The organism is Pseudomonas sp. Je.1.5.c (genome assembly GCF_051129895.1).
Lineage (GTDB): Bacteria > Pseudomonadota > Gammaproteobacteria > Pseudomonadales > Pseudomonadaceae > Aquipseudomonas > Aquipseudomonas urmiensis.
Genome location: NZ_JBCPSP010000035.1, coordinates 17,309 through 43,247, shown reverse-complemented (window position 1 = coordinate 43,247; position 25,939 = coordinate 17,309). Strand labels below are relative to the sequence as shown.

Sequence of the window (25,939 nt, the reverse complement as noted above, 5' to 3'; positions counted from 1 at the left end):
GGGCCGCCAAGCGGCCCCAACAATCATTCAGCCGGTATCAATCTCAGGGTACTGCGCGCCGGAATCACCCCCATCTGCGCCTTCTGATAACGCCCCTCGATATAGTCCTCGGCCTGATCGCGATAATGCCGATCAAACGGCACCCCACTCTGCCCAACCGGGTTGATGCTCAGCGCCTGCCCCGCATCGGCAAAATCCACCACCCGCCGTGTCGAAGGTCCATAAGTCACCGGCCAAGGCGCCGGGCCAATCTTCGCCGACAAATTGTTCGGCACCTCATGGGTGCCCGGTGCGGCAAACGGCCCGACGTTGAACAACAGATTCAGCGGTTTTTTCACCCCCAGCGGATGGCCGTGCGTCAGGGTGTGGGCCTTGCCCCACTGCCAGCTGGCCGGGTCCTTGCCGAAGGTCTCACGCAAGTGCGTCAGGCTTTTGCCCCAGGCCTGACGAACGATGGCATCGCGGTCGGTACGCTGGTTGGCGCCGCGCTGATTCCACCAGGGCGATTCGGCATCGGCGGCCAGGCGCGGTAAGGCGGCGTCGATGGCGCGGGTGCTGATCAGCACCGGGAACCAACTGTCGCCCAGCTCGTCATGCAACGCTGCATACGCCAGTTCGTAAAGGAACTGGTTGAACAGCGTGGCAGTGATCGAGTCAACGGGGTAGTCGCCGCGCCAGGCTGCCAATTGTTCAACCAGCTCCTTCTCCTGATCGCCCTCGGCAACGCTGCGCAGGGTGGCCAGCAGCGGCGCTAGGGTGCGCGGGCCATAATCGTTGGCGGTATCGAGTTGCAGTGCCTGGCTATTCTCCACGTCCCACTTCACCTCAGGGTTGGCCAGGTGACGGTCGAGTTGGCGGCCGCGATCCGCCAGGTTGTAGTAGCCGGGCACCGGCACGGCGGCAGGTGGCTGGTAGTTGGCCGAGACGATGTAGCCGCTGGCTGGGTTTTCCTGTTGCGGGTTGACGCTGAAGGGATAGAAACCAAGCTTTTGTGCCTGTGCGCTGCTGCCGTCGAGAATGAACGCCGGGTTGACCCCATCGGGACGGATCGGCAGTTGCGCTGCCGCCCACCAACCGATATCGCCGCCGGCGTTGGCCCATACCAGATTGAGCCCTGGTGACTGGATCTTCACCGCCGCCAAACGCATCTTGCCCAGGGTATCGGCGCGGTTGAGCTGGTAGAAGCCTTCAAGCACCGGGTTTTCCGTTTCCAGGAAGGCCCACCACATGGCGATTGGCGCAGGTCCGGCGTTTTCGCCCAGCACGGTATTGACGATCGGGCCGTGGGGCGAGCGGCGCAAGGTGATATCCACCGGTGCCTCACCTTTCACCGCGATCTGCTGCTGGGTCTGCTGCAGCGTTTGCCACTGGCCGTCGATCATGACTTGCTCGGCATTGGCTGGGTTGACCTTCTCGGCGATCAGGTCGACGTCGTCGTTCTGGAACATGGTCAGGCTCCAGCCAAAGTCGCGATTGTGGCCCAGCAGCGCGAAGGGGTTGAGCGCCTGGAAATAGCCATACAAGCTGAAGCCTGGGGCAGAAAGCTCGGCTTCATACCACACCGCTGGCACGGCGAAACCGATGTGGGGGTCGCCCGCCAGCAGCGTCCTACCGCTGCGCGTGCGGCTGCCGGATATGGCCCAGGCATTACTGCCCTCGAACTGCGGGATGCCTACCTCGCCCAGCGCGTCGTGACTGAGCCGCGCCAACTGCTCCAGGCTGCGCCAATCGGCACTGGCCAGGGGCGTTGCAAGGGCGCCATCGGGCTGCCATTCGAGGTCGAAGATCTTCAGGTACTCAGGGCCCAGTTGATCGCGAATGTAGGTCAGGGCAGGCTCGGTGCGAAACGCTGCGGCAAAGCTGTAGGCCAGGTAGCCGGCGATGCTCAGGGTGTCTTCGGCGGTGAAGGGGCGTGCAGGGATACCAAGGATGTCGAACTCCATGGGTTTGGGATGGCTGGCCTGCCATTGGTTGACCCCATCCAGATAGGCTTGCAGGCCCTTCCAGGCCGGGCCTTGACGGTCCTGGCGCTGGACCATGCGTTCAGCCTGCTCGCGAATGCGCAGGCTGCGAAACAGGGTGTCGGTGGGCAGCAATTTGCTGCCCAGCACTTCGGCCAGTTCACCCCGCGCCAGGCGGCGCATGATCTCCATCTGGAACAATCGGTCCTGGGCATGCACGTAGCCCAGTGCGCGGTACAGGTCGGTTTCATTCTGCGCCTGCAGATGCGGGACGCCGCGGGCGTCATAGCGCACGCTGACCGGCGCTTGCAGGCCGCTGATAACCACCTCGCCGGTACGCTGCGGCTGCTTGACCTGCACGTACCAGTAACCGGCGCCAGCGGCCACGGCGACGACGATAGCCAACACGGTCAGGCTGCGTTTCATCAGGACTCCTTGTGCATTCGGGGGCAAACTGTGGTCCGATCATCGACGGATTCGCGATCAGAGAATAGTCTCGAAAGGAGTTAGCATGTCCCTAAGCGAAAAACAGAAAATGCTCAGTGGTCAGCTCTACCACGCCAGCTGCCCCGAGCTACAGGCCGAGCAGATCGCCAACAAACACTGGATGCAGCGCTACAATAACAGCGCCGAGCTGCTCAACGACGGCAGGCATGCATTGCTGGTCGAACACTTTGCCGGTGTTGGCGAAGGGGTGGTTATCCGCCCGCCGTTCTTTTGCGACTACGGCTACAACATCAGTGTGGGTGCCAACACCTTCATGAACTTCAACTGCGTGATCCTCGACGTCCTGCCGGTGCGCATCGGCAACGACTGCCAAATTGCCCCCAGCGTGCAGATCTACACCGCCGATCACCCTATGGACCCTGAAGTGCGCCGCACTGGGCTGGAAAGCGGACGGCCGGTGACCATCGGCAATAATGTCTGGATTGGCGGCGGGGCGATCATCCTGCCGGGCGTGACCATTGGCGACAATGCCGTGGTCGGAGCTGGCAGCGTGGTGACCCGTGATGTACCGGCGGGGGCGACGGTCGTAGGTAACCCGGCGCGGGTGCGCGGGTGAGGCGTACAGCCCTGCGGTGATGGTCGCAGGGCTGAGGGTGGTTACAGCTGATTGCGCAGGATCAGATAGATCGGCGCCAGCCCCGAGTCGGCAGGGAAGGTGATGACGTAGTCATCGACCTGCGCCTCGCTCGTTGGCAGCACGCTGCGAATCTCCGGCTCGCGAGGCACGCTTATGCTACCTGGGAAGTGGGTTTGCACATCCTCGTCGATTGGTGGCGGTGCGATGGCGTTGCCGGTCTCGGGATCGATGGTGGGCAGGCTGGACGGCGGTGTCGTCGGGTGCCACCGAATGCTGGCCAAGCCTGGTCCTTCGGTGTTGAAGCGATAGGCGCCCAGGTCAGCGTCCCACAGTGCCTGACGTACACGCACATCGCGCGTGCTGCCGGTAGCTACCAGTGCCACCTCAGTCTGTTCGGCAACTGCTGCAACCGTCATGTGCAGCTGCAGAGCCAGGGTTTGGTCGATCAGTTGGTTAGCTTGTTGGGCAAGGTTTGTGCCTGGGGTCATGTAGGACAGCGGTACGCTGACGCCCATGCGCCCACCATCGCCCAACCGCGCCGAGTAGCGCATCAAGCTTGCCTGCCTGTCATTGGTATCTAGCGCTTGCTCTAGAAGGCGCGGGGCAAGGCTTTGCAGCGACTCACCGAGGCGCCCCCATACCGACTCGAAGTGGGCGATGCCGCCACGTGAGGTAGCCAGCACCAAGGCATGGGAGGTGCTGGCAGTCCAGGCATTGAAGGTGACCCTGCTTTGCGTTGCGAGCGATGACTGCTGGTCGAATGCCGTATTGATCACGCGAGCAGCAATTGTTTGCAGGGCGTCGGCCACTTCGTTCTCGTTCGGCCAGGTGCGCAGATGATTGTCGAGGATGCTGGTGATACGAGCTCTGAGCTCAGTGAGTTCTTGCCTGCGGTCGTTCGGCAATGGGCGTCTTTGCAGGCGCAGGGCTAAATCGATACTGGCGGGTTCGCTCTGCAGCAACTGCGCGCGCAATACCGTTTCGAACGAAAGCTCACGCAACCTGGTGCGGGCCTTGATCAGCTCGGAGGTTTGCTGCTCGAGTTCGCGAGCAAGCTGAGATGGGCGGTCGAGGGTACTGAGCAGATCTTCCACGCTTGAGCGGGCCAGTTGGTATTGCTGCTGAGTGACAAGCAGTTGATTGAGCTTTTGTTCGCTCTGTTCAAGCTGCCGGTTGATCCGAGACTGCTGTCGTTCGCTTTGATTTGCCCGAGAGCGATCCTGGTTTGCATTAGCGGGGGACAGATTGCTGAAGCGTTGGCTAGCCATACAGTTCTCCTCGTTTTGGAGGTTCCTAAGCTAGGTGCGCCCTCAGCCGCTAATGCGGTACATATTTATTGCGTCCGGGCTATTTGCCAGGGGCAATAACACCCTATGGCCAAGGTGTTGGAGGCCTGTACTTGGCGGCCTTCCAGCAGCGCCTTGAGGATCGGATCGATGAAGCTGTTACTGGAATTGCACACCGCCCCTTCGCTGTAAGGGCCGAAATAGGCCAGCCGCCCTTGACGGTCCCAGATGGCTACGGCAGGGCTGGCGGGTAGTTGCTCGCTGCCGGGGAGGTTGGCAATCAACTGCAGACGAGCAAGGTCGGCGGGCAGCTGACCCTGGCTGCCCGGCCTTTGCACGAGATGAAAATTGACCCCCAGCGGTGTGAAATGCTCGATCAGTTCGCTCAGGTGCTGCTGGTTGCCGACGTTGCACGGGCAGGCCGGATCCCAGAAGTGCACCACGCGAATCGGCCCAGGTCCGGCGAGCTCGGCGGGCAGGCGCAGCGAGCTGCCGTCGAACAGGGTGGTTTGATTGTCGAAGGGACGTAGGTAGCGGGATTGGAAGCTGTCGTAGGCCCACCAGACAACGGCGGCGCAGAGTACTGCCATGAGCGTGCCCAGCAGCATCTTGATGGATCGTGTCGGCATGGGTTGTCCGTAGACCAATGGCCGCCGCAGAACCCTGTAGGAGCGGTGGTGTCTGTTAAGGGGCGCTCAGCTTGCCATGTCGCGAGCATAAGCTGAATATCACAGGTCAATATCGCTGTGGATTTACCCCATGCCCGCTTCACTGCATCCCGACCTGCTGCGTGCCAGTCTGGCCCCCTTGACCGAGCGCCATCCGTTATCGGCGCAGGCTTTGGAGTATCAGCGCTTCTATGGCCTGGACCTGCCGGCGCAGAGCTGGTTGGGGGGCTTCAAGGCCGGTGGCTTCGAACTGGTCGGGCAGGTCTGGCTGCCGCTGCAACCGGTGGCCACGCTGCTGTTGCTGCACGGCTACTACGACCATATGGGGCTGTATCGCCACGTGATCGAATGGGCACTGGGCCAGGGCTACGCGGTGATCAGTTGCGACCTGCCAGGGCACGGGCTATCGAGCGGCGAGCGGGCCAGCATCACTGATTTTGCCCTCTACCAGCAGACCTTGGACGCCTTGTTCGAGCAAGCGCGTGGCCTTGATCTGCCGCGCCCTTGGCACCTGTGCGGGCAGAGTACCGGCGGCGCGATTGCGGTCGATCATTTGCTCTACAGCGGCGAGCGCAGCCCGGTGGACGGCCAGGTCATCCTGCTGGCGCCGCTGGTACGGCCACAGTCCTGGCGCTGGTCGAAGCTCAGTTATCGGGTGCTGCGCCACTTCGTCAACGGCATCGAGCGGCGTTTCAGCGAGAACAGCAACGACCCGGCATTCCTGCCATTTCTGCAAGCCGACCCGCTGCAGCCGCGCCGTCTGCCGACGGCCTGGGTCGGGGCGCTGATGGCTTGGGTCAAACGCATCGAGGCCGCGCCGCGCAGTGCGCGGCGGCCGTTGATCGTGCAAGGGGAGGCCGATGGTACGGTCGACTGGCCCTACAACCTCAAGGTGCTCAAGGCCAAGTTCGCTGAGCCGCAAATCCTGATGCTGCCTGAGGCGCGGCATCATCTGGCCAACGAGCTGCCGGCCATTCGTCAGCGCTATTTCGACTTCATCGATCAGCGCCTTGGCTGATCACTTGAGGTCGTTGGCGCTCTGGCCGACCGCCAGGCCTGCGCGTACTGCGGCCAGCGCGGCCTTGTAGTAGGCCTGGCCCTCTGCCGATTCGGCGAAGGTCGAGAACTGTTCCAGCTCGGCATCGCTCAGGTCGCGGTACACGTACAGCAGGGTGTTGTTGAGGTCTTCGCCAATCTGGTTCATCAGCCGCTGGCGCTGGCCGTCGAGCAGGCCCTGGGCTTGTCCTGCGCCAAACAGGCCGGGAATCATCGAGCTCAGGCTGTCGGCGGCGACCCCGGCAATCGCCAGGCTGACTTCAGCGCCGGCTTCGCGAGCCGGCAGGGCCTGGGCCAGGTGGCCGATGATCAACTGACGGGTGTCACTGGCCTGGATCTTCGGCAGGCCCTTGGCGTTTTTCGCCAACTGGTCCTTGCGCGTGGCCAGCAGCTCGGCGGCCACCACCTTGCGGCCCAGCGGCGACTGGAAGAAGGCCAGGGCGGGCGCCGGATTGCTCAGGTTGCTGCGCAGCTGGGCCTGGGCCCGTTGGTCCATGGCCTGGGCTTGGAAGCGTTGGTTGCTGTTGCTCACCAACGCCTGGTAAACCGCAGGCGGCAGACTATTGCGGTAGCGCTGTTGGGCGGCGCTCACGGCATCGGTGAAATGGGCGCGCTGGTCTGGCCAGCCGGCGGCCTTGTACAGCTGATCGAGGGTGTCTGCCCAGACAGGCATGGTGCAGATCATCAGCAAGAGCAGGGAAAACAAACGGCGCATTCAGGACTCCTGTCGGCAGTGCGCTATTGTCCGTGGCGTGGCGTGAGTTTGTCGAGACGCAATGACGAACGTCAGCCAAGTGGCGCTGGAGGGGGGCAGGGCGAATGGATATGATGCGCCATGCACAATACTCTCGAATCTCCCATGCTGTCGGCTGTTGTCGATGACCTGGCCACCCGTGGCTGGTCTGAGCAGGCCAACTTTCTGCCTGCCGACCTGGTTCGCGCACTGGCGACCGAATGCCGACGCCGCGCTGCCGAAGGCGAACTCAACCCTGCCGGGGTTGGGCGCGGCGCTGCCCAAGAGGTTCGCGAGGCGATCCGTGGCGATCACATCCTATGGCTCGACCCTGGCGAGTCTGACGACTGCGATCAGTACCTCGATGCCATGGATGAGCTGCGCCTGGCGATCAACCAGGGGTTGTTCATCGGTCTTGAGGACTACGAGTGCCACTTCGCCCTGTATCCACCAGGGGCCTTCTACCGCCGGCACCTGGATCGCTTCCGTGATGACGATCGACGGGCGGTCTCGGCGGTGTTTTACCTCAATGAAAACTGGCAGCCCGGCGATGGTGGCGAGCTGCGCATGTTCCTTGCCGATGAGGTCGTACGCGATGTGCAGCCTACGGCGGGCACCCTGGTGGTGTTCCTTTCCGGGGATATCCCCCACGAAGTATTGGCAGCCAGGCGAGATCGACTGTCCTTGACCGGCTGGTTCCGGCGGCGTGGCAATGAGCCGTTCTGAGTGCGCCAAGGTGCTGGTCAGCGCCTGCCTGCTCGGCCAGCCGGTTCGCTATGACGGGCGCGCCAGCGGCCATCCGGATTTGCTGCAACGCTGGCAGGCCGAGGGCCGGGTAGTGCCGTTGTGTCCAGAGGTGGCCGGTGGGCTGCCAACCCCGCGTCCGCCGGCGGAGATTCCGGGCGGGCAGGGCGCGCAGGTACTTGCCGGTCAGGCGCGAGTGATCGCGGTGTCGGGTGAGGATGTCAGCGAGGCGTTTCTGGCGGGTGCTCAGCTGGCCCTGGCGGTGGTTCGACGGCATGGCATCCGGGTGGCGGTGCTCAAGTCTGGCAGCCCTTCGTGCGGTAACCGCTTGACCTACGATGGCAGCTTCAGTGGGGTGAAGGTGCCGGGCGAAGGGGTGACCACCGCGCTGCTGCGGCGCGAGGGGGTGTTGGTGTTCAGTGAGCTGGAACTGGATCAGGCAGAGCAGGCTGTTCAGGCATTAATGCGCTGAAGGTGCCGGCCTCATCGCGGGGCAAGCCCGCTCCCACGACGCCGCTCCCACGCTGCCTGTCGGGAGCTCGTGGGAGCGGGCTTGCCCCGCGATGAGGGCGTCACTGACCTGCCGTAGCTTGCTCGCCACCCTCAAGCCATTTTTTCTCCAGCGCCGCCAAGCGGCCGTCATCCTTGATCCGCTGCAATGCGTTGTTCACTGAGCTCTCGAACGCCGGGTTGTCTTTCTGGAATGGAATAACCCGCTTGGCTTTGCCAAACGATTGGCTGACATCCAGGGCTCCTTCGACCTTCTGCTCGACACTCATCTGATTCAAGGCAATATCGAACTTGCCGCTTTCCACACCCGGCAACACCTCTTCGGCCGGCGCCTCGATGAACTCGGCGCGCAGGTCCAGCTCCTTGGCCAGTGCCTGGCCCAATTCGATATCGAACCCGGTCAGGTGCTCTGCGTCCTTGAACGCATAGGGCGGTGTGTCGGCTTGTACGGCAATGCGCAGTTCGCCCCGGTCGTTGATTTCGTCTATCAGCTCGGCCTGAGCCAACGGAGTGATCAGTACTGCCAGCAGTACGCCAATGGTCAAACGCATGAGAGCCCCTTCTGGTTCGGCAGGTGAATTTCATTCGCCGCGGCTTTCTGTCTTGCCTCGGTCGAACGCAGGCTATGACCTTGTGTCCCGATTAATGTTTTAGTCTGCCCTGATTTTTTTATAACGTGGGTTTTAGACACCTTTGGCCACAATTGGTCTATGTTGAACTTCCGCTGCCTTTCGTTTCGGTAGCGGTTATTGAAGTGAATCACAGGAGAAGTGAATGAACAGCCTATTTTCGCGTGCTGCGGTTGCCGGTCTGCTGATGGGGGCGTCGCTGTTTGCCAGTGCCGCGGATGCCCTCAAGAGCCAGGAGCCGCCGACGGGCGCCAAGGTCTTCATCGTTTCCCCCGCCGATGGCGCTACGGTCGACAAGACCTTCACCGTCAAATTCGGTATCGAGGGCATGGAGCTTAAACCTGCGGGCGACCAGACCCCGCACAGCGGCCATCACCACTTGCTGGTGGATGTCGACAAAGAGCCGGTCAAGGACATGCCGCTGCCGACTAGCCTGATGCCAGAGAATAACGCGCCGCTGCCGGCTGGGCCGCAGGTGCTGCACTTCGGCAAGGCGCAGACAGAAGCCACCATCACCCTGACGCCGGGCAAGCACACCCTGCAGCTGGTGCTGGGTGACCAGTATCACGTGCCGTTCAAACCGGGCGTTGAGTCGCAGAAGATCACTGTTACGGTCAAGTAATGAACATTTAGCAGGATTGGCTGGGGTAGTTAACGCCTCATCGCGGGGCCAGCCCGCTCCCACGCCAGTCCCTGCGCCGCAACTGACCCAACGAAAAAAGGGAGGCCACCAGGGCCTCCCTTTTTCATCCAGCCAGAGAACTTAGAACAATACGCGCGAGCGAATAGTGCCCTTGACGTGCTGCAGTTTCTCTTGGGCCAGGTCCGAGTACTCGGCATCTACGTCGATGACCACGTAACCCACTTTCTCGTTGGTCTGCAGGAACTGACCGGAGATGTTAATACCGTTCTCGGCGAACACTTTGTTGATCTCGCTGAGCACACCCGGGATGTTTTGGTGGATGTGCAGCAGGCGGTGCTTGCCTGGGTGAGCCGGCAGGGCAACTTCCGGGAAGTTGACCGACGACACGGAAGTACCGTTGTCGCTGTACTTGACCAGCTTCTCGGCCACTTCCAGGCCAATGTTGGCCTGTGCTTCGGCGGTGGAGCCACCGATGTGCGGGGTCAGGATCACGTTGTCCAGGCCGCGCAGCGGGCTTTCGAACTCTTCGTCGTTGGAGCGCGGCTCGACCGGGAATACGTCGATGGCAGCGCCGATCAGGTGCTTGTCCTTGATCGCGGCGGCCAGGTGGTCCAGCTCGACCACGGTGCCACGGGCAGCGTTGATCAGGATCGCGCCCTTCTTCATCGCGCGGATTTCCTTCTCGCCGATCATCCACTGGGTGGATGGCAGCTCAGGCACGTGCAGCGAGACGATGTCGGCCAGGCCCAGCAGCTCGTTCAGGCTGGCGACCTGAGTGGCGTTACCCAGTGGCAGCTTGGTCAGTGGGTCGAAGAAGTACACCTGCATGCCCAGGCTCTCGGCCAGGACCGACAGTTGCGTGCCGATCGAGCCGTAGCCGACGATGCCCAGCTTCTTGCCGCGGATTTCGAACGAGTTGGCCGCGCTCTTGATCCAGCCGCCACGGTGGCACGAGGCGTTCTTCTCAGGGATGCCGCGCAGCAGCAGGATGGCCTCGGCCAGCACCAGCTCGGCCACCGAGCGGGTGTTCGAGTAAGGGGCGTTGAACACGGCAATACCGCGCTCGCGGGCCGCTTCCAGGTCGACCTGGTTGGTGCCGATGCAGAAGCAGCCGACCGCGACCAGTTTCTTCGCGCAGTCGAAGATCTCGTCAGTCAGTTGGGTGCGCGAGCGGATGCCGATGAAGTGGGCGTCGGCGATCTTTTCCTTGAGCTCTGCTTCTGGCAAGGAACCCGTGAGGTACTCGATGTTGGTGTAGCCGGCAGCCTTGAGGGTATCGACCGCGTTCTGGTGCACACCTTCAAGAAGAAGGAACCGGATCTTGCTCTTGTCGAGAGAAGTCTTGCTCATCTGCGTAAACCTGTATCCCGGAGAAAAAATGGCGAGGGGGTAAAGCGGCGCGGCGTCGGCCTTAGCACGAACAGCGGGAGGGCTATGCTAGCATACGCGACACAATCTGAGCCCATACCGACAGGTGAAGAGTGCTCAGGGTGACTATGAATAAGTCGAGAGTTCCAGCGATGACCCACCCTGCGGTAATTGATGAGCTGATGACCCTGGTCGACCCTGGCAAGGTCCTTACCGATCCCGCTTCGCTCGAGGCTTACGGCAAGGACTGGACCAAGCATTACCCTCCCGCGCCCAGCGCCATTGTGCTGCCCAAGACCACCGAACAGGTGCAGGCTATCGTCGCCTGGGCCAATAAGCACAAGGTAGCACTGGTGCCCTCTGGCGGACGAACGGGGCTCTCGGCAGGTGCGGTGGCGGCCAATGGTGAAGTGGTCGTTGCGTTCGATTACATGAACCAGATTCTGGCTTTCAATGAATTCGACCGCACGGTGGTTTGCCAACCCGGTGTGGTGACCCGTCAGCTGCAACAGTTTGCCGAAGATAACGGCCTTTATTACCCAGTAGATTTCGCCTCATCGGGATCCAGCCAGATTGGCGGCAACATCGGCACCAATGCCGGCGGAATCAAGGTGATTCGCTATGGCATGACCCGCAACTGGGTCGCTGGGCTGAAAGTGGTTACCGGCAAGGGCGAGTTGCTGGAGCTGAACAAAGACCTGATCAAGAACGCCACGGGCTACGACCTGCGTCAGCTGTTCATTGGTGCCGAGGGCACATTGGGCTTTGTGGTTGAAGCGACCATGCGTCTTGACCGCGCGCCGCGCAACCTCACCGCGATGGTGCTGGGCACGCCGGACTTCGACTCGATCATGCCGGTGCTGCATGCCTTCCAGGGTCGCCTTGACCTGACCGCTTTCGAGTTCTTCTCCGACAAGGCCCTGGCCAAAGTCATGGGTCGTGGCGATGTACCGCCGCCGTTCGCTACTGATTGCCCGTTCTATGCGCTGCTGGAGTTCGAGGCCCTCAATGAAGATGTAGCCAACGACGCCTTGGCCACCTTCGAGCATTGCGTCGAGCAAGGTTGGGTGCTGGACGGGGTGATGAGCCAAAGCGAAACCCAGCTGAAAAACCTGTGGAAGCTGCGCGAGTACATTTCCGAGACCATCTCCCACTGGACCCCGTACAAAAATGACATCTCCGTCACCGTCTCCAAGGTGCCGGCGTTTCTGCGCGAAATCGATGCGATCGTCGGCCAGCACTACCCCGATTACGAAGTGGTCTGGTACGGCCATATTGGCGATGGCAACCTGCACCTGAACATCCTCAAGCCCGACGACATGAGCAAGGACGACTTCTTTGCCTCCTGCGCCAAGGTCAACAAGTGGGTATTCGAGATCGTCGAGCGCTATAACGGCTCGATTTCCGCCGAGCATGGCGTGGGCATGACCAAGCGCGACTACCTGGGCTATAGCCGCTCAGCGCATGAAATCGCCTGCATGAAAGCCATAAAGGCCGTTTTCGACCCTAACGGCATCATGAATCCGGGTAAGATCTTCGCTCCTGAATAAAAGCAGTAAGCAGAAGGAGTCGGCCATGAGTTACCAGCACCAGTACGTAGACGGCACGCGCATTCACTTCCCGCTGGGCAAAGTGGTGTGCATCGGGCGCAACTACGCCGAACATGCCAAGGAACTGGACAACCCCATTCCGACCGAGCCGCTGCTGTTCATCAAGCCGGGCAGTTGCGTGGTGCCGCTGGAAGGTGGCTTCAAGATCCCGACTGAGCGTGGCTCGGTGCACTATGAAGCGGAAATCGCCGTGCTGCTGGGCAAGCCGCTGTCAGCCCATCCTTCGGAAGAAGAGGTGCTCGATGCCATCTCCGGTTTCGCCCCGGCGCTGGACCTGACCCTGCGCGACCTGCAGGCCAAACTCAAGGAGAAGGGCCTGCCGTGGGAACTGGCCAAGAGCTTCGACGGCGCCTGCGTGCTGCCGCCATTCGTTTCTGCCGGCACCTTTGAAGACCTCAAGGACATTCCGGTGCGCCTGACCATCAACGGCGAAGTGCGCCAGGATGGCAACAGCGCGCTGATGCTCAATCCGATCGTGCCGATCATCCAGCACATTGCCTCGCATTTCTCGCTGCAGCCGGGGGATGTGATTTTGACCGGTACTCCAGCGGGTGTCGGGCCGTTCAATGTCGGTGATGAGTTGGTGCTGGAACTGCCGGGTGTGGTCCGCTTCGAGAGCCGGGTGCTCTGATCTGATACCGCCGCACCTTCTTCACGGGTAAAACCGCCTCACAGCACCTTGCAGCGCTGCACAAACCTGTGAGAGCGGGCTTGCCCGCGAAGAGGCCATGACTGAGCCACCTGTCCTGGCAGCAATTAGCGTTTTTTTCACAAACAATCCGGATAATGCACGCAATTTCGTCCATTCGCCGGCGTTAGGAAAAACGCGGCATCCCCAGGATCACTACCTCTATGGCAACGCCCTCCAGCGCTTCACTTCCTCCACCGCGCAAGCGTCGCCTGTTCCTGCGTTGGCCTTTCGTGCTGGGCGTGGTGGCGGTCATCGGCTATGGCTTGTCAGTTGCCATGCACTGGGACGATCGCGGCCAACTGTGGATCAAAGAGCGCTTCGAAAGCACTGCCGAGCGCAGTGAAAGTGTCTGGCTGCCCGACTACATTGCCGATATCGATGCCAAAGTGTTGCCTGGCATGGCCGATGACGAAGCTTCGGACCTGGCGTTCAACCCGCATACCCGCACCCTGTTCGCCGTCATGGGCAATAACCCGTTCCTGGTCGAGTTGAGCCTGGATGGCGACGTCCTGCGCAAGATGCCGCTACTGGGCTGGGACAACCCCGAAGGCGTGGCGGTGCTGGAAGATGGCCAGATCGCAATCGTCGATGAGCGCAGTCATGACCTCACCCTGGTCAAGGTCGACGCCAGCACCACTTCGCTCAAACGCGACGATTTCAAGCGCTATGACTTGGGTAAGTCCGCCGACGACAACAAAGGTTTCGAGGCGATCGCTTGGGACCCCGTACGCCAGCGCCTGGTGATCGGCGAGGAGCGGCCCCCGAAGCTGTTCACCTGGAACACCGATGGCCGCAGCCCGCTGACCGGCGACAAGCAGCCGCTGCCCAACGATCAGCTTGATTTGCGCAACCTGTCGGCGCTGGGCGTTGATCCGCGCACCGGCCACCTGTTGGCCTTGTCGGCGGATTCGAACATGTTGCTGGAGCTGGACGAGAACGGCGAGCAAGTCAGCTTCATGACCCTGCTTGGCGGTTTCAATGGCCTCAACAATCGGGTGCCGCGTGCCGAAGGTGTGGCCATGGATGACCAGGGCACCCTGTATATCGTCAGCGAGCCCGACCTGTTCTATCGATTCAAGAAGCACTGACGGCCGTCTGCTCAGGCGACAGTGATGGCATTAAGCTTTACTTCAGCTGATCGTGGTTAGATTCGCCTCCCTTTCGCCGAGTCTGCCTTCATGCGCCGTTATTTTCGCTTGCCGTTGTTACTGCTGTTTCTGGGCTTGTCCTCGCTGCTGGTGATTGGCCTGGCGGCGCATGAGTTTCGCCTGTTCGAGCGCGGCTGGTTCAATCTCAAGACCTGGTGGCAGCCTGCCGAGCAAGGCATTGGACTTGGGCGTTACCAGGTGGTCCTAGAGGCCCAGCCAATTGAGGGCTTGGACGACGACATCTCGGCGCTCACCTACGATCCTGAGCGCAAGACCCTGTTCAGCGTTACCAACAAACGTTCCGAGCTGATCGAGCTGTCGCTGGATGGGCGCATTCTGCGCCGCGTCCCCCTGACCGGCTTCGGTGATCCGGAGGCGGTGGAGTATGTCGGCTCGAACAGTTTCGTGATTACCGACGAGCGTCAGCAGCGGCTGATCCGGGTTCGCCTGGATGACGACACGCTGTTTCTCGACGCCAACGATGCCGAGCAGCTGACCTTGGGCATCGGCCTCAATGGCAACAAGGGTTTTGAGGGGCTGGCCTACGACTCGGCGGGCAAGCGCCTGTTCGTCGCCAAGGAACGTGACCCGATGGTGATCTACGAGGTTCACGGCTTCCCCCATGAAAACCCAGAGCAGCCCTATGCGGTGCACGTGGTGCAGGATCGCAAGCGCGATTCACGCTTGTTCGTGCGTGATCTGTCGAGTTTGCAGTTCGATGAGCGTAGCGGGCACTTGCTGGCGCTGTCCGATGAATCGCGCTTGGTGGTCGAGTTGGATGTGAAGGGCAAGCCATTGAGCACCTTGTCGTTGAGCAAGGGTTATCAAGGCTTGAAGAAGACCGTGCCGCAGGCAGAAGGGATCGCCATGGATGATGCGGGGACGATCTACCTGGTAAGCGAGCCGAACCTGTTCTATGTGTTCAAACAGCCGGCTGAATGATTGCCCTTGAGGGCTCTATCGCGGGGCAAGCCCGCTCCCACTTCGTAAGTGAGCTGCCCCAAGAAAATGGATTGGTGTTCAACTTCCTGGGCGCAGCGCAGTACGTGGGAGCGGGCTTGCCCCGCGATGCATTACTCGGCCTTGAGGCTCTTCACACCTTCAGCAGTCCCCAGCAACAGCAAATCCGCCGGACGCGCCGCGAACAGGCCATTGGTCACCACACCCACGATCGCATTGATCTGGCTTTCCAGCTCCACCGGGTTGGTGATCTGCAGGTTATACACATCGAGGATCACGTTACCGTTGTCGGTTACCACACCCTCGCGGTACACCGGATCCCCACCGAGTTTGACCAACTGACGGGCGACATGGCTGCGCGCCATCGGGATCACTTCGACTGGCAGCGGGAAGGCGCCGAGCACCGGCACCAGCTTGCTGCCGTCAGCGATGCAGATGAAGGTCTTGGCCACGGCCGCAACGATCTTCTCGCGGGTCAGGGCCGCGCCACCGCCCTTGATCAGGTTCAGGTGCGCGTCGCTCTCGTCGGCGCCATCGACGTAGAACTCCAGTTCGCTGACCGTGTTCAGCTCGTACACCGGAATGCCATGGCCCTTCAGGCGCTGGGCAGTGGCTTCGGAGCTGGCGACCGCGCCGTCAAACGCCGTCTTGTGCTGAGCCAGGGCGTCGATGAAGAAGTTGGCGGTCGAACCGGTGCCGACGCCGACAACGCTTTTATCATCCAGCTTGGGCAGAATGAAATCGACAGCGGCCTGGGCGACGGCCTGTTTGAGTTGGTCCTGGGTCATGCGGGCTCCGAGTGGGGCTGGGGAGTTTCGAGAGGCGCATAGTATAGCGGCAAGCGCCGGCAAAACCTCGGCTTTGCTGTGGTCCGCCGACGTAGCGCTGGGGTAGACTCGCAGGCCTTGTCCCGCGGCCCAGTGATGCTTTCCCGATGCTCGAACAGTACGTCAAGAAGATCCTCACCTCGCGCGTCTACGACGTCGCCGTCGAAACCCCGCTGCACAGCGCCGGCCAGCTGAGCAAACGCCTGGGCAACCAGATCCTGCTCAAGCGCGAAGACCTACAGCCGGTGTTCTCGTTCAAGATCCGCGGGGCATACAACAAGCTGGCCCAGCTGAGCCCGGAAGAACTGGCCCGTGGCGTGGTCACTGCCTCGGCCGGCAACCATGCCCAGGGCGTTGCCCTGGCGGCCCGCGAGCTGGGCATCAAGGCTACCATCGTGATGCCCAAGACCACCCCCGAGATCAAGATCGAAGGAGTGCGCTCGCGCGGCGGCAAGGTCGTGCTGCATGGCGACTCGTTCCCCGAGGCACTGGCCTATTCGTTGAAGCTGGTCGAGGAAAAAGGCTTCGTCTATATCCACCCCTACGATGACCCGCACACCATCGCCGGGCAGGGCACCGTGGCCATGGAAATCCTGCGTCAGCACCCAGGCCGGCTGGACGCGATCTTCGTCCCGGTCGGCGGCGGTGGGCTGATCGCCGGTATCGCTGCCTACGTCAAATACCTGCGCCCGGAAATCAAGGTAATCGGCGTCGAGCCAGATGATTCCAACTGCCTGCAAGCGGCTATGGCCGCTGGTGAGCGGGTGGTCCTGCCGCAAGTCGGGCTGTTCGCCGATGGCGTGGCAGTGGCGCAGATCGGCCAGCATACCTTTGATATCTGCAAGCTCCACGTCGATGAAGTGGTCACCGTTAGCACTGACGAGATCTGTGCGGCAATCAAAGATATCTACGACGATACCCGCTCGATCACCGAACCTGCTGGCGCCTTGGGCGTTGCTGGGATCAAGAAATACGTTGAGATGACCGGCGTGACCGGCCATACCCTGGTGGCTATCGACTCGGGCGCCAACGTCAACTTCGACCGCCTGCGCCACGTCGCTGAGCGCGCCGAGTTGGGCGAAAAGCGCGAAGCGATCATCGCCGTGACCATCCCAGAACGTCCAGGCAGCTTCAAGGCCTTCTGCGAAGCCATCGGCAAACGCCAGATCACTGAGTTCAACTACCGCAAGCACACCTCGGACGAGGCGCATATCTTCGTCGGCGTGCAGACCCATCCGGAGAACGACCCGCGGGCTATGTTGGTTCAGCAGTTGATCGAGCAAGGCTTCCCGGTTACCGACCTGACCGACAACGAACTGGCCAAATTGCACATTCGCCACATGGTCGGTGGGCATTCGGCGGGCGCCAGTGATGAGATCGTGCTGCGCTTCGAGTTCCCCGAGCGGCCGGGGGCATTGTTCAACTTCCTCAACAAGCTCGGTGGGCGCTGGAATATCTCGATGTTCCATTACCGCAACCATGGCGCTGCCGATGGCCGGGTGGTGGCGGGGCTGCAAGTGCCGGAAGACGAGCGTCACCTGGTACCAGCGGCATTGGCCAAGATTGGCTATCCATATTGGGATGAGACCGAGAACCCGGCTTACCGGTTGTTTTTGGGCTAAAGGGCTAAGCTAGGCTTCAAAGGCCTCATCGCAAGGCAAGCCCGCTCCCACGCCAAGCCTGTGTAACGGTTGCACTATCGTGGGAGCGGGCTTGCCCCGCGATGAAGCCCGCAAGCCCAACCAAGGACTCGAAAATGGAATACCTGACTACCCTCAAGGCCGCCCACATCATCGCCACCGTGCTGCTGCTCGCCAGCGCCCTGGGCCTGGCGATCTGGACTTGGCGTGCGCGTCGGCGCGGTGACGCCACGGTCTACAGCCAACTGCTGCGCCGCCCGCTGCTGTTCGTCTGGCTGTTGATGGGCGTGTGCCTGCTGAGCATGCCGTTTACCGGCTGGTGGCTGGTGCACCTGATCGGTTGGCCGCTGGGGCAGACCTGGGTGTTGGCCTCCAGCGTCATCTATACCTTTGGCGCGTTCAGTGCCTGGTGGTTGCTGGTGCGGCTGAACCGGCTGCGTCGGGCTGAGCCTACTGGGCTGCGCTTTACTCTGGCGTTGGCGGTGTTCAGTGGTGTGTGTTTCTTGTCCATCGCCGGGCTGATGGGCGCCAAGCCAGTCTGAGGGTGTAGCCGATCGGGGGGCAAGCCCGCTCCCACGCAACCTGCGTAACCAGCGTGGCAGTGGGCTTGCCCCGCGATAGCTGGGATCAATCGCGCAGGGAAATAACCTGCCAGCCACGCTGCTCGGCATGGGCACGCAGCTTTGGGTCTGGGTCTACCGCCACTGCATGCGTCACCTGCTCCAGTAGCGGCACATCGTTCATCGAGTCGCTATAGAAGTAGCTGTCCTCCAGGTCATAGCCATTCTCCAGCATCCAGCGCTTGAGCCGCGTCACTTTGCCTTCACGAAAGCACGGTATATCGGTACTACGCCCGGTGTAGCGCTCGCCCTCGCGTTCGCACTCGGTGGCCAGCAGGGTGCGCACACCCAGGCGCCGGGCAATGGGGGCGGTCACGAAGCGGTTGGTCGCGGTGATGATGACCAGTTTGTCGCCCGCCTCGCGGTGCTGGCGCAGCAGGGCCAGGGCTTTGGGCAGGATGATCGGCTCGATGCAGTCGCGCATGAATTCGCGGTGCCACTGATCGAGCTGGGCCGGTTCGGTGGCGGCGAAGATTTCCATCGAGAAGGCCAGGTAGGCCTGCAGGTCCAGGGTGCCGTTGAGGTAATCCTGATAGAACGCATCGTTGCGCTGCTTATAGGCGACAGGGTCAAGAATGCTCCGTTCGCACAGGTAGTCACCCCAGGCGTGATCGCTGTCGCCGCCGAGGAGGGTATTGTCCAGGTCGAATAAAGCCAGGCGCATCAAGGTCACTCGCTTAAGGCACAGGGTGGCCCCGCAGAATACGGAGTTTTCACCTCGCTGCACATAAGCGTGGCGGGCGCGTTGCTGCGCTTGTGAGCTTTGTGGAACAATGCGGTGACATGCGTTTGCGAGGTTGCTGCCGTGATCGACCCGGATGGTTTTCGCCCTAATGTCGGCATCATTCTGACCAATGATGCCGGGCAGGTGCTATGGGCTCGGCGGATCAACCAGGATGCCTGGCAGTTTCCCCAGGGGGGCATCAACCCCGACGAGACGCCAGAAGACGCCCTGTACCGCGAGCTGAATGAAGAAGTCGGCCTTGAGCGCGACGATGTGGAAATTCTTGCCTGCACCCGTGGCTGGTTGCGTTATCGTTTACCCCAGCGTCTGGTGCGGACCCACAGCCAGCCGCTGTGCATCGGCCAGAAACAGAAATGGTTCCTGCTGCGCCTGGTCACCAATGAGCAGCGGGTACGGATGGACCTGACCGGTAAACCGGAATTCGACGGCTGGCGCTGGGTCAGCTATTGGTATCCGCTGGGCCAGGTGGTGACATTCAAGCGCGAGGTCTACCGTCGCGCCCTGAAAGAGCTAGCACCGCGCCTGCTGACGCGCGACTGACGACGGAGTTCGACCCCGAGCCATGCTCAATACGCTGCGCAAGATCGTCCAGGAAGTGAACTCCGCCAAAGATCTCAAGACGGCGTTGGGGATCATTGTCTTGCGCGTCAAGGAGGCCATGGGCAGCCAGGTCTGCTCGGTCTACCTGCTCGACCCGGAAAGCAACCGCTTCGTGCTGATGGCCACCGAGGGTCTGAACAAGCGCTCGATCGGCAAGGTCAGCATGGCGCCCAACGAGGGTCTGGTCGGCCTGGTCGGTACCCGCGAAGAGCCGCTGAACCTGGAAAACGCCGCCGATCACCCGCGTTACCGGTATTTTGCCGAAACCGGCGAAGAGCGCTTCGCCTCCTTCCTCGGCGCACCGATCATCCACCACCGGCGAGTGGTCGGGGTATTGGTCATCCAGCAGAAAGAGCGCCGCCAGTTCGATGAAGGTGAAGAAGCGTTTCTAGTCACCATGAGCGCTCAGCTCGCCGGGGTCATCGCCCATGCCGAGGCGACCGGCTCGATTCGTGGCCTGGGCCGCCAAGGCAAGGGCATCCAGGAGGCGCGCTTCGTCGGCGTGCCGGGTTCGCCCGGCGCTGCGGTCGGCCGCGCCGTGGTCATGTTGCCGCCGGCCGACCTGGAAGTGGTGCCCGATAAAACCGTCGATGACATCGACGCCGAGCTGAAACTGTTCAACAACGCCCTGGAAGGGGTGCGCGCCGACATGCGCAAGCTGTCGGCCAAACTCGCCACCCAGCTGCGTCCGGAAGAGCGGGCATTGTTCGACGTGTACCTGATGATGCTCGAAGACGCCGCCCTGGGTGGCGAAGTGGTCGAAGTCATCAAGACTGGCCAATGGGCCCAGGGCGCCCTGCGCCAAGTGGTGGGCGAGCACGTCAATCGCTTCGAACTGATGGACGACGACTACCTGCGTGAGCGCGCCTCGGACGTCAAAGACCTCGGCCGGCGACTGCTGGCCTACCTGCAAGAGGCCCGCTCGCAGTCGCTGGTGTACGCTGAAAACACCATCCTGGTCAGCGAAGAGCTGACCCCGGCGATGCTCGGCGAAGTGCCGGAAGGCAAGCTGGCGGGCCTGGTGTCCGTACTGGGTTCGGGTAACTCGCACGTGGCGATTCTGGCCCGGGCGATGGGTATCCCGACGGTCATGGGCCTGGTCGACCTGCCGTATTCGAAGGTCGACGGCATCGAGATGATCGTCGACGGCTACAAGGGCGAGGTGTTCACCAACCCCAGCGACGTGCTGCGCAAGCAGTACAGCGACGTCGTCGAGGAGGAGCGCCAGCTGGCCCAGGGCCTGGACGCGCTGCGCGAGCTGCCTTGCGTGACCCCGGACGGCCATCGCATGCCGCTGTGGGTCAACACTGGCTTGCTCGCCGATGTCGCCCGCGCCCAGCAGCGCGGCGCCGAAGGCGTCGGCCTGTACCGCACCGAAGTGCCGTTCATGATCAACCAGCGCTTCCCCAGCGAGAAAGAACAGCTAGCGATCTACCGCGAACAACTGGCGGCGTTCCATCCGCTGCCGGTGACCATGCGGACCCTGGATATCGGCGGTGACAAGTCGCTGTCGTATTTCCCGATCAAGGAAGAAAACCCCTTCCTCGGTTGGCGCGGTATTCGCGTGACGCTGGACCACCCGGAAATCTTCCTGGTGCAGACCCGCGCCATGCTCAAGGCCAGCGAAGGCCTGAACAACCTGCGCATCCTGCTGCCGATGATTTCCGGTATTCATGAGCTGGAAGAGGCGCTGCACCTGATCCACAGGGCCTGGGGCGAGGTGCGCGATGAGGGCACCGACGTGCCGATGCCACCGGTGGGGGTGATGGTCGAGATTCCGGCTGCGGTGTACCAGACCAAGGAGCTGGCGCGGCAGGTGGATTTCCTTTCCGTCGGTTCGAACGACCTGACCCAGTACCTGCTGGCGGTCGACCGCAACAACCCGCGGGTCGCCGATTTGTATGACTACCTGCACCCAGCGGTGTTGCAGGCGGTGCAGACTGTGGTCCGCGATGCCCATGCCGAGGGCAAGCCGGTGAGTATCTGCGGCGAGATGGCCGGTGATCCGGCGGCGGCGATCCTGCTGATGGCGATGGGCTTCGACAGCCTGTCGATGAACGCCACCAACCTGCCGAAGGTGAAGTGGATGCTGCGCCAGATCAACATGAGCAAGGCCAAGGAATTGCTCGCCGATGCCATGAGCCATGACAACCCGCAAGTTATCCACAGCTCGCTGCAGCTGGCGCTGAAGAACCTGGGGCTAGCGCGGATGATCGGGCCTGGGGCGAACAAGACCCTCTGAGTCAGCCTGGAAAGACATCGACTCGTGATCGATTCGTGATCGACTCGTGGGAGCGGGGGGGGCCCCCCCTAGCGCCAAGTGCATTCGGCATCGCTATGGCGGGGCAAGCCCGCTCCCACGCAGCCCGCTCCCAACCAGCCCGTACCTCGCTGGGGTCTCAGGTTGTCAGCTCGACTTCCCCCAGATGCCCGCCAAACGGCCCAAAGCTGCGCTCGACCATCCGCCGCCGGCCCTGCTTGTCGACAATCAGCACCGTACTCGCCCGCGTCCCGTAGTTCTGGCTGGCGATAAACGCACTGGACAGCAGCCGCTCGGTCGCCAAGCCAACCCCGGTGTCCGGCAGCTCGGCATCCGCCGCAGGTTCGCCATCGGCAAGCAAGCCCAGCAGTTGCCGTGGATCAGGATCATCCAGTAACCGCGCCAGCCCCTCACGGGTTTTCACCAGCTTCGGCCATGGCGTATCCAGCCCTGCGTTGGACAGCCCGTACACCCCAGGCTCCAGCAGGCGCGGCGCGGGCTCATGTGCGTGCAAGTAGCCCAGCTGCTCAGCATCGCCCACCAACAGATTGAACCCTGAATACTGGGCGCTGCGGCTGGCCACCTGATTTAGGTAAGCCTCGACCGCCAGCTCCCCTCGCAAGTACGCCGCCACCAGCTCGCCACGCGAACGCGGCCCAAGCGGCTGGCGTGGGTCGCGGATATTGGTCAAAGCCGCAAAGCGTCCGCCCGGCCCGACACCCAGCCAGGTCCCGCCCGCTTCCAGGTCGCGCCCGGCATAGACGCCTGGCGCATCTTCCCAAGCCGCCAGCGCCTGGGTCGGTCGAGCGTGGAACTCGTCGCGGTTGGCCGCGACGATCAGCGGCAGGGCGTGCCCCGGCCGCCAGGCAAATACGATCAGACACATAGGTTGGCCTCTGTGTTTTGCCTCACTCTACCCACTGGGGGGCGGTTGATCCATCCTGTCACAGTGTTCACCAGTGTCTGTCATAGAGTTCACTAGAGCCCAGACCCCGGCTTCCGTTACCATGCCGGATTGAATTTCAAGGGGTCGACGAATGGAGTTCGTACTCTATCTGCTGCTGGGCGCTTGCGCCGGCGTCCTGGCCGGGCTGTTCGGCGTGGGCGGCGGGATCATCATCGTGCCGGTGCTGGTGTTCAGTTTCACCTTGCAAGGCTTCGATCCCTCGGTGCTGACCCACCTGGCCGTGGGCACCTCACTGGCGACCATCGTCTTCACCTCGATCAATGCCGTGCGTGAACACCAGCGCAAGGGCGCGGTGCGCTGGCCGATCTTCGCCTGGATGACCCTCGGCATCCTCATCGGTGCCGGCATCGGTGCCAAGACCGCCTCGCTGATCCAGGGGCCGATGCTGCAGAAGATCATCGGCGTGTTCGCCCTGGTGATCGCCGTGCAGATGGCCCTGGACCTCAAGCCCAAGGCCAGTCGCGGCATCCCTGGCAAACCTGGGTTAACCGGCGCCGGCGTGGTGATCGGCTGGGCCTCGGCAATCTTCGGCATCGGTGGTGGCTCGCTGACCGTGCCGTTCCTGACCTGGCGCAGCCTGCCCATGCAGCAGGCGGTGGCAACGTCCTCGGCCTGTGGCCTGCCGATCGCCCTGGCCAGCGCCTTGAGCTTCATGCTGCTGGGCTGGCACGAAAGCCACCTGCCGGCGCACAGCCTGGGCTATGTGTACTTGCCGGCGCTGCTCGGCATCGCCGTGACCAGCATGTTCTTCGCCCGCTACGGCGCGCGGCTGGCGCACAAGCTGTCGCCGCGCCTGCTTAAACGTCTGTTCGCCGCGCTGCTGTTTTGCGTCGGGCTTAGCTTCCTGATTTGATCGAGAGGAACCGCAATGCTGCCTTACCCGCAGATCGACCCCGTCGCCGTAGCGCTCGGGCCGCTGAAAATTCACTGGTACGGCCTGATGTACCTGATCGGCATCGGCGGCGCCTGGCTGTTGGCCTCGCGCCGGCTGAACCGCTTCGATGCCACCTGGAGCCGGGAGAAACTCTCCGACCTGGTGTTCTGGTTGTCGATGGGGGTGATCGTCGGTGGACGCCTGGGCTACGTGCTGTTCTATGACCTGCAGGCCTACCTGGCCAACCCGACGCTGATCTTCGAGGTGTGGAAAGGCGGCATGTCGTTCCACGGCGGCTTCATCGGCGTGATGCTGGCGGCGCTGTGGTTCGGCAAGCGCAACAACAAGTCGTTCTTCGAACTGATGGACTTCGTCGCCCCGCTGGTGCCGATTGGCCTGGGTGCCGGGCGCATCGGCAACTTCATCAATGCCGAGTTGTGGGGCAAGGCCACCGACGTGCCTTGGGCGATGGTCTTCCCGCCGTTCAGCGACCCGGCGCAGTTGCCGCGTCACCCGTCGCAGCTGTACCAGTTCGCCCTGGAAGGTGTGGCATTATTCGTCATCCTTTGGCTGTACTCGCGCAAGCCGCGCCCGACCATGGCCGTTTCCGGCATGTTCGCGCTGTTCTACGGCATCTTCCGCTTCATCGTCGAATTCGTGCGGGTACCCGATGCCCAGCTTGGCTACATTGCCTTCGGCTGGTTGACCATGGGTCAGTTGCTCTGCGTGCCGATGATCGCTGCGGGCATCTTCTTGATCTGGTGGGCCTACAACCGTAAACCAACGGCCAAGGCCACCGTCTGATTTTCACGGCAGGGGCGATCCCCCTGCCGTTCTTGTTACAGGTAAGCCATGAAACAATATCTAGATCTGGTCCGCGACGTTATCGAAAACGGCACCCTGCAGGGTAACCGTACCGGCATCCGCACCATCAGCCTGCCCGGCGCCATGCTGCGCTTCGACCTGCAGAAGGGCTTCCCGGCCATCACCACCCGCAAGCTGGCGTTCAAGTCGGCGATTGGCGAGATGGTCGGCTTCCTGCGTGGGGTGAAGAACGCCGGTGAGTTCCGCGAACTGGGCTGCAAGGTCTGGGACCAGAACGCCAACGAGAACGCCCAGTGGCTGGCCAACCCGTTCCGCCAGGGGCATGACGACCTGGGCGAGATCTACGGTGTGCAGTGGCGCCAGTGGCCAGGTTACAAGCGCGTGCCGCTGAGCAACCCGGCCGCCATCGAGATGGCTGAGAAGCAAGGCTTTCGCAAGATTGCCCAGGACGAGGAAGACGGCCAGGCGTTCGTCATCCTCTACAAGGCCATCGACCAGGTGCGCCAGTGCCTGGACACCATCGCCAACGATCCAGGCAGCCGGCGCATCCTGTTCCACGGCTGGAACTGCGCCCAGCTCGATGAAATGGCCCTGCCGCCGTGCCATCTGCTGTACCAGTTCCACCCCAATGTCGAGACCAAGGAAATCTCCCTGACCCTCTACATCCGCTCCAACGACCTGGGCCTGGGCACGCCGTTCAACCTCACCGAAGGCGCCGCGTTGCTGTCGCTGTTCGGCCGCCTGACGGGCTACACCCCGCGCTGGTTCACCTACTTCATCGGCGATGCCCATGTGTACGAGAACCACCTGGACATGCTCAACGAGCAGCTCAAGCGCGAGCCGCTGGCGGCGCCGAAGCTGGTGATCAGTGGTCGCGTGCCGGAGTTTGCCAAGACCGGCAAGTATGAGCCTGAGTGGTTGGAGAAGATCGAGCCGAGTGATTTCAGCCTGGAAGGGTATGAACACCATGCGCCGATGACTGCGCCGATGGCAGTTTGATCCAACAATTTCGGGGCCGCTTTGCGGCTCCGAAGCTAATGCCCGTGGCTGCGCCCCACATGTGAATGCTCGGTTTCCGGCACCGATACCGCCCCATTCACTTCCAACTGCTGCAAGATCGCGCACTCAGCGCCGGGTGCCGTGCAGCGTTGGCGCAACTCCACCAATTGTGCCTGTAGGGCCATCAAGCCATCGATGCGCGCCTGCACGTGCGCGATATGCTCATCGATCAAGGCATTGACGCTGCCGCATTGGCCTTGCGGACTGTCACGCAGGCGCAGCAGGCTGCGGATCTCATCGAGGGTCATGTCCAGTGTTCGGCAATTGCGAATGAAGGTCAGCCGCTCGACATGTGCCTGGGTATACAGCCGGTAGTTGCCCTCGCTACGGGCAGGCTCTGGCAGTAGCTGCTCGCGTTCGTAGTAGCGGATGGTCTCGACGGCGCAATCGGTGGCTTTGGCCAATTCTCCGATCTTCATGACGAATCTCCA

Annotated in this window: 26 protein-coding genes; 16 read left to right on the top strand and 10 right to left on the bottom strand. The window is 62.1% G+C overall.

All coding sequences use genetic code 11. The features are described 5' to 3' along the window. Positions 1–23: 23 nt before the first annotated feature. Positions 24–2,387, bottom strand: coding sequence for a penicillin acylase family protein (locus AAZU54_RS21110; protein WP_434727637.1), 2,364 nt, complete (start codon positions 2,385–2,387; stop codon positions 24–26). Between the two features lie 85 nt (positions 2,388–2,472). Here AAZU54_RS21110 and AAZU54_RS21105 point away from each other — a divergent pair, with 85 nt between their 5' ends. Then, positions 2,473–3,024 (top strand): sugar O-acetyltransferase, encoded by a 552-nt coding sequence (locus AAZU54_RS21105; RefSeq protein WP_264236791.1) that lies wholly within the window; start codon positions 2,473–2,475, stop codon positions 3,022–3,024. Between the two features lie 41 nt (positions 3,025–3,065). On the opposite strand, the gene AAZU54_RS21100 is transcribed toward AAZU54_RS21105, so the two are convergent. Together AAZU54_RS21100 and AAZU54_RS21095 are read right to left on the bottom strand one after the other, a co-directional pair. After that, positions 3,066–4,313 (bottom strand): S-type pyocin domain-containing protein, encoded by a 1,248-nt coding sequence (locus AAZU54_RS21100; protein WP_434727636.1) that lies wholly within the window; start codon positions 4,311–4,313, stop codon positions 3,066–3,068. A 65-nt stretch (positions 4,314–4,378) separates the two neighbouring features. Beyond that, complete coding sequence (locus AAZU54_RS21095; protein WP_434727635.1) at positions 4,379–4,960, bottom strand: DUF6436 domain-containing protein; 582 nt, start codon at positions 4,958–4,960, stop codon at positions 4,379–4,381. 130 nt (positions 4,961–5,090) lie between these two features. Between AAZU54_RS21095 and AAZU54_RS21090 the strand changes: the two genes are divergently transcribed. Then, complete coding sequence (locus AAZU54_RS21090; protein ID WP_186555886.1) at positions 5,091–6,017, top strand: alpha/beta hydrolase; 927 nt, start codon at positions 5,091–5,093, stop codon at positions 6,015–6,017. Here the strand turns inward: AAZU54_RS21090 and AAZU54_RS21085 are convergent, their stop codons facing one another. Beyond that, positions 6,018–6,770: a DUF2059 domain-containing protein gene (locus AAZU54_RS21085; protein ID WP_186555887.1), complete on the bottom strand. Its 753-nt coding sequence runs from the start codon at positions 6,768–6,770 to the stop codon at positions 6,018–6,020. Between the two features lie 120 nt (positions 6,771–6,890). Here AAZU54_RS21085 and AAZU54_RS21080 point away from each other — a divergent pair, with 120 nt between their 5' ends. Further along, positions 6,891–7,514, top strand: coding sequence for a 2OG-Fe(II) oxygenase (locus AAZU54_RS21080; protein ID WP_186555888.1), 624 nt, complete (start codon positions 6,891–6,893; stop codon positions 7,512–7,514). Continuing rightward, positions 7,501–8,004: a DUF523 domain-containing protein gene (locus tag AAZU54_RS21075; protein WP_186555889.1), complete on the top strand. Its 504-nt coding sequence runs from the start codon at positions 7,501–7,503 to the stop codon at positions 8,002–8,004. The genes AAZU54_RS21080 and AAZU54_RS21075 overlap by 14 nt, the downstream gene beginning before the upstream one ends. A gap of 100 nt (positions 8,005–8,104) precedes the next feature. Here the strand turns inward: AAZU54_RS21075 and AAZU54_RS21070 are convergent, their stop codons facing one another. Continuing rightward, positions 8,105–8,593, bottom strand: a complete 489-nt coding sequence (locus AAZU54_RS21070; protein WP_186555890.1) for a transporter substrate-binding domain-containing protein — start codon at positions 8,591–8,593, stop codon at positions 8,105–8,107. Between the two features lie 223 nt (positions 8,594–8,816). Between AAZU54_RS21070 and AAZU54_RS21065 the strand changes: the two genes are divergently transcribed. Further along, on the top strand, positions 8,817–9,293 hold the full coding sequence (locus AAZU54_RS21065) for a DUF4399 domain-containing protein (protein ID WP_186555891.1): 477 nt from the start codon (positions 8,817–8,819) through the stop codon (positions 9,291–9,293). A gap of 141 nt (positions 9,294–9,434) precedes the next feature. Here the strand turns inward: AAZU54_RS21065 and serA are convergent, their stop codons facing one another. Beyond that, on the bottom strand, positions 9,435–10,664 hold the full coding sequence (gene serA / locus AAZU54_RS21060) for a phosphoglycerate dehydrogenase (RefSeq protein ID WP_264235734.1): 1,230 nt from the start codon (positions 10,662–10,664) through the stop codon (positions 9,435–9,437). Positions 10,665–10,834: 170 nt separating this feature from the next. On the opposite strand from serA, the gene AAZU54_RS21055 reads away from it, so the two are divergent. The 4 genes from AAZU54_RS21055 (at position 10,835) to AAZU54_RS21040 (ending at position 15,073) form a co-directional block, all read left to right on the top strand. Then, positions 10,835–12,232: an FAD-binding oxidoreductase gene (locus tag AAZU54_RS21055; RefSeq protein ID WP_312153308.1), complete on the top strand. Its 1,398-nt coding sequence runs from the start codon at positions 10,835–10,837 to the stop codon at positions 12,230–12,232. A gap of 25 nt (positions 12,233–12,257) precedes the next feature. After that, complete coding sequence (locus AAZU54_RS21050; RefSeq protein WP_186555894.1) at positions 12,258–12,923, top strand: fumarylacetoacetate hydrolase family protein; 666 nt, start codon at positions 12,258–12,260, stop codon at positions 12,921–12,923. A 221-nt stretch (positions 12,924–13,144) separates the two neighbouring features. Beyond that, positions 13,145–14,071, top strand: a complete 927-nt coding sequence (locus AAZU54_RS21045) for an SdiA-regulated domain-containing protein (protein WP_186555895.1) — start codon at positions 13,145–13,147, stop codon at positions 14,069–14,071. A 90-nt stretch (positions 14,072–14,161) separates the two neighbouring features. Continuing rightward, positions 14,162–15,073 (top strand): SdiA-regulated domain-containing protein, encoded by a 912-nt coding sequence (locus AAZU54_RS21040; RefSeq protein ID WP_186555896.1) that lies wholly within the window; start codon positions 14,162–14,164, stop codon positions 15,071–15,073. A gap of 131 nt (positions 15,074–15,204) precedes the next feature. Here the strand turns inward: AAZU54_RS21040 and rpiA are convergent, their stop codons facing one another. Then, the gene (gene rpiA, locus AAZU54_RS21035; RefSeq protein ID WP_186555897.1) at positions 15,205–15,879 is read right to left on the bottom strand and encodes a ribose-5-phosphate isomerase RpiA; all 675 of its coding nucleotides are present in this window, start codon (positions 15,877–15,879) and stop codon (positions 15,205–15,207) included. 146 nt (positions 15,880–16,025) lie between these two features. On the opposite strand from rpiA, the gene ilvA reads away from it, so the two are divergent. Beyond that, the gene (ilvA, locus tag AAZU54_RS21030; protein ID WP_186555898.1) at positions 16,026–17,540 is read left to right on the top strand and encodes a threonine ammonia-lyase, biosynthetic; all 1,515 of its coding nucleotides are present in this window, start codon (positions 16,026–16,028) and stop codon (positions 17,538–17,540) included. A 134-nt stretch (positions 17,541–17,674) separates the two neighbouring features. Next, positions 17,675–18,100 (top strand): DUF2269 family protein, encoded by a 426-nt coding sequence (locus AAZU54_RS21025; protein WP_186555899.1) that lies wholly within the window; start codon positions 17,675–17,677, stop codon positions 18,098–18,100. A gap of 85 nt (positions 18,101–18,185) precedes the next feature. Here AAZU54_RS21025 and AAZU54_RS21020 read toward each other — a convergent pair whose 3' ends face one another. After that, positions 18,186–18,842, bottom strand: coding sequence for an HAD family hydrolase (locus AAZU54_RS21020; RefSeq protein WP_434727634.1), 657 nt, complete (start codon positions 18,840–18,842; stop codon positions 18,186–18,188). A 141-nt stretch (positions 18,843–18,983) separates the two neighbouring features. Between AAZU54_RS21020 and AAZU54_RS21015 the strand changes: the two genes are divergently transcribed. Together AAZU54_RS21015 and ptsP are read left to right on the top strand one after the other, a co-directional pair. After that, on the top strand, positions 18,984–19,463 hold the full coding sequence (locus AAZU54_RS21015) for an RNA pyrophosphohydrolase (RefSeq protein ID WP_186555901.1): 480 nt from the start codon (positions 18,984–18,986) through the stop codon (positions 19,461–19,463). A gap of 22 nt (positions 19,464–19,485) precedes the next feature. Further along, positions 19,486–21,765, top strand: a complete 2,280-nt coding sequence (gene ptsP / locus AAZU54_RS21010; protein ID WP_186555902.1) for a phosphoenolpyruvate--protein phosphotransferase — start codon at positions 19,486–19,488, stop codon at positions 21,763–21,765. Positions 21,766–21,922: 157 nt separating this feature from the next. On the opposite strand, the gene AAZU54_RS21005 is transcribed toward ptsP, so the two are convergent. Then, the gene (locus tag AAZU54_RS21005; protein WP_434727633.1) at positions 21,923–22,669 is read right to left on the bottom strand and encodes an NRDE family protein; all 747 of its coding nucleotides are present in this window, start codon (positions 22,667–22,669) and stop codon (positions 21,923–21,925) included. A gap of 151 nt (positions 22,670–22,820) precedes the next feature. Between AAZU54_RS21005 and AAZU54_RS21000 the strand changes: the two genes are divergently transcribed. The 3 genes from AAZU54_RS21000 to AAZU54_RS20990 are packed head-to-tail and all read left to right on the top strand — an operon-like array spanning position 22,821 to position 25,448. Continuing rightward, on the top strand, positions 22,821–23,603 hold the full coding sequence (locus AAZU54_RS21000; protein WP_186555904.1) for a sulfite exporter TauE/SafE family protein: 783 nt from the start codon (positions 22,821–22,823) through the stop codon (positions 23,601–23,603). Between the two features lie 15 nt (positions 23,604–23,618). Continuing rightward, positions 23,619–24,428 carry a prolipoprotein diacylglyceryl transferase gene (lgt, locus tag AAZU54_RS20995; RefSeq protein ID WP_186555905.1) on the top strand — a complete coding sequence of 270 codons (810 nt, stop codon included), beginning with the start codon at positions 23,619–23,621 and terminating at the stop codon, positions 24,426–24,428. A gap of 48 nt (positions 24,429–24,476) precedes the next feature. Further along, complete coding sequence (locus AAZU54_RS20990; RefSeq protein WP_186555906.1) at positions 24,477–25,448, top strand: thymidylate synthase; 972 nt, start codon at positions 24,477–24,479, stop codon at positions 25,446–25,448. 35 nt (positions 25,449–25,483) lie between these two features. On the opposite strand, the gene cadR is transcribed toward AAZU54_RS20990, so the two are convergent. Then, positions 25,484–25,927, bottom strand: a complete 444-nt coding sequence (gene cadR / locus AAZU54_RS20985; protein WP_186555907.1) for a cadmium resistance transcriptional regulator CadR — start codon at positions 25,925–25,927, stop codon at positions 25,484–25,486. Positions 25,928–25,939 lie beyond the last annotated feature (12 nt).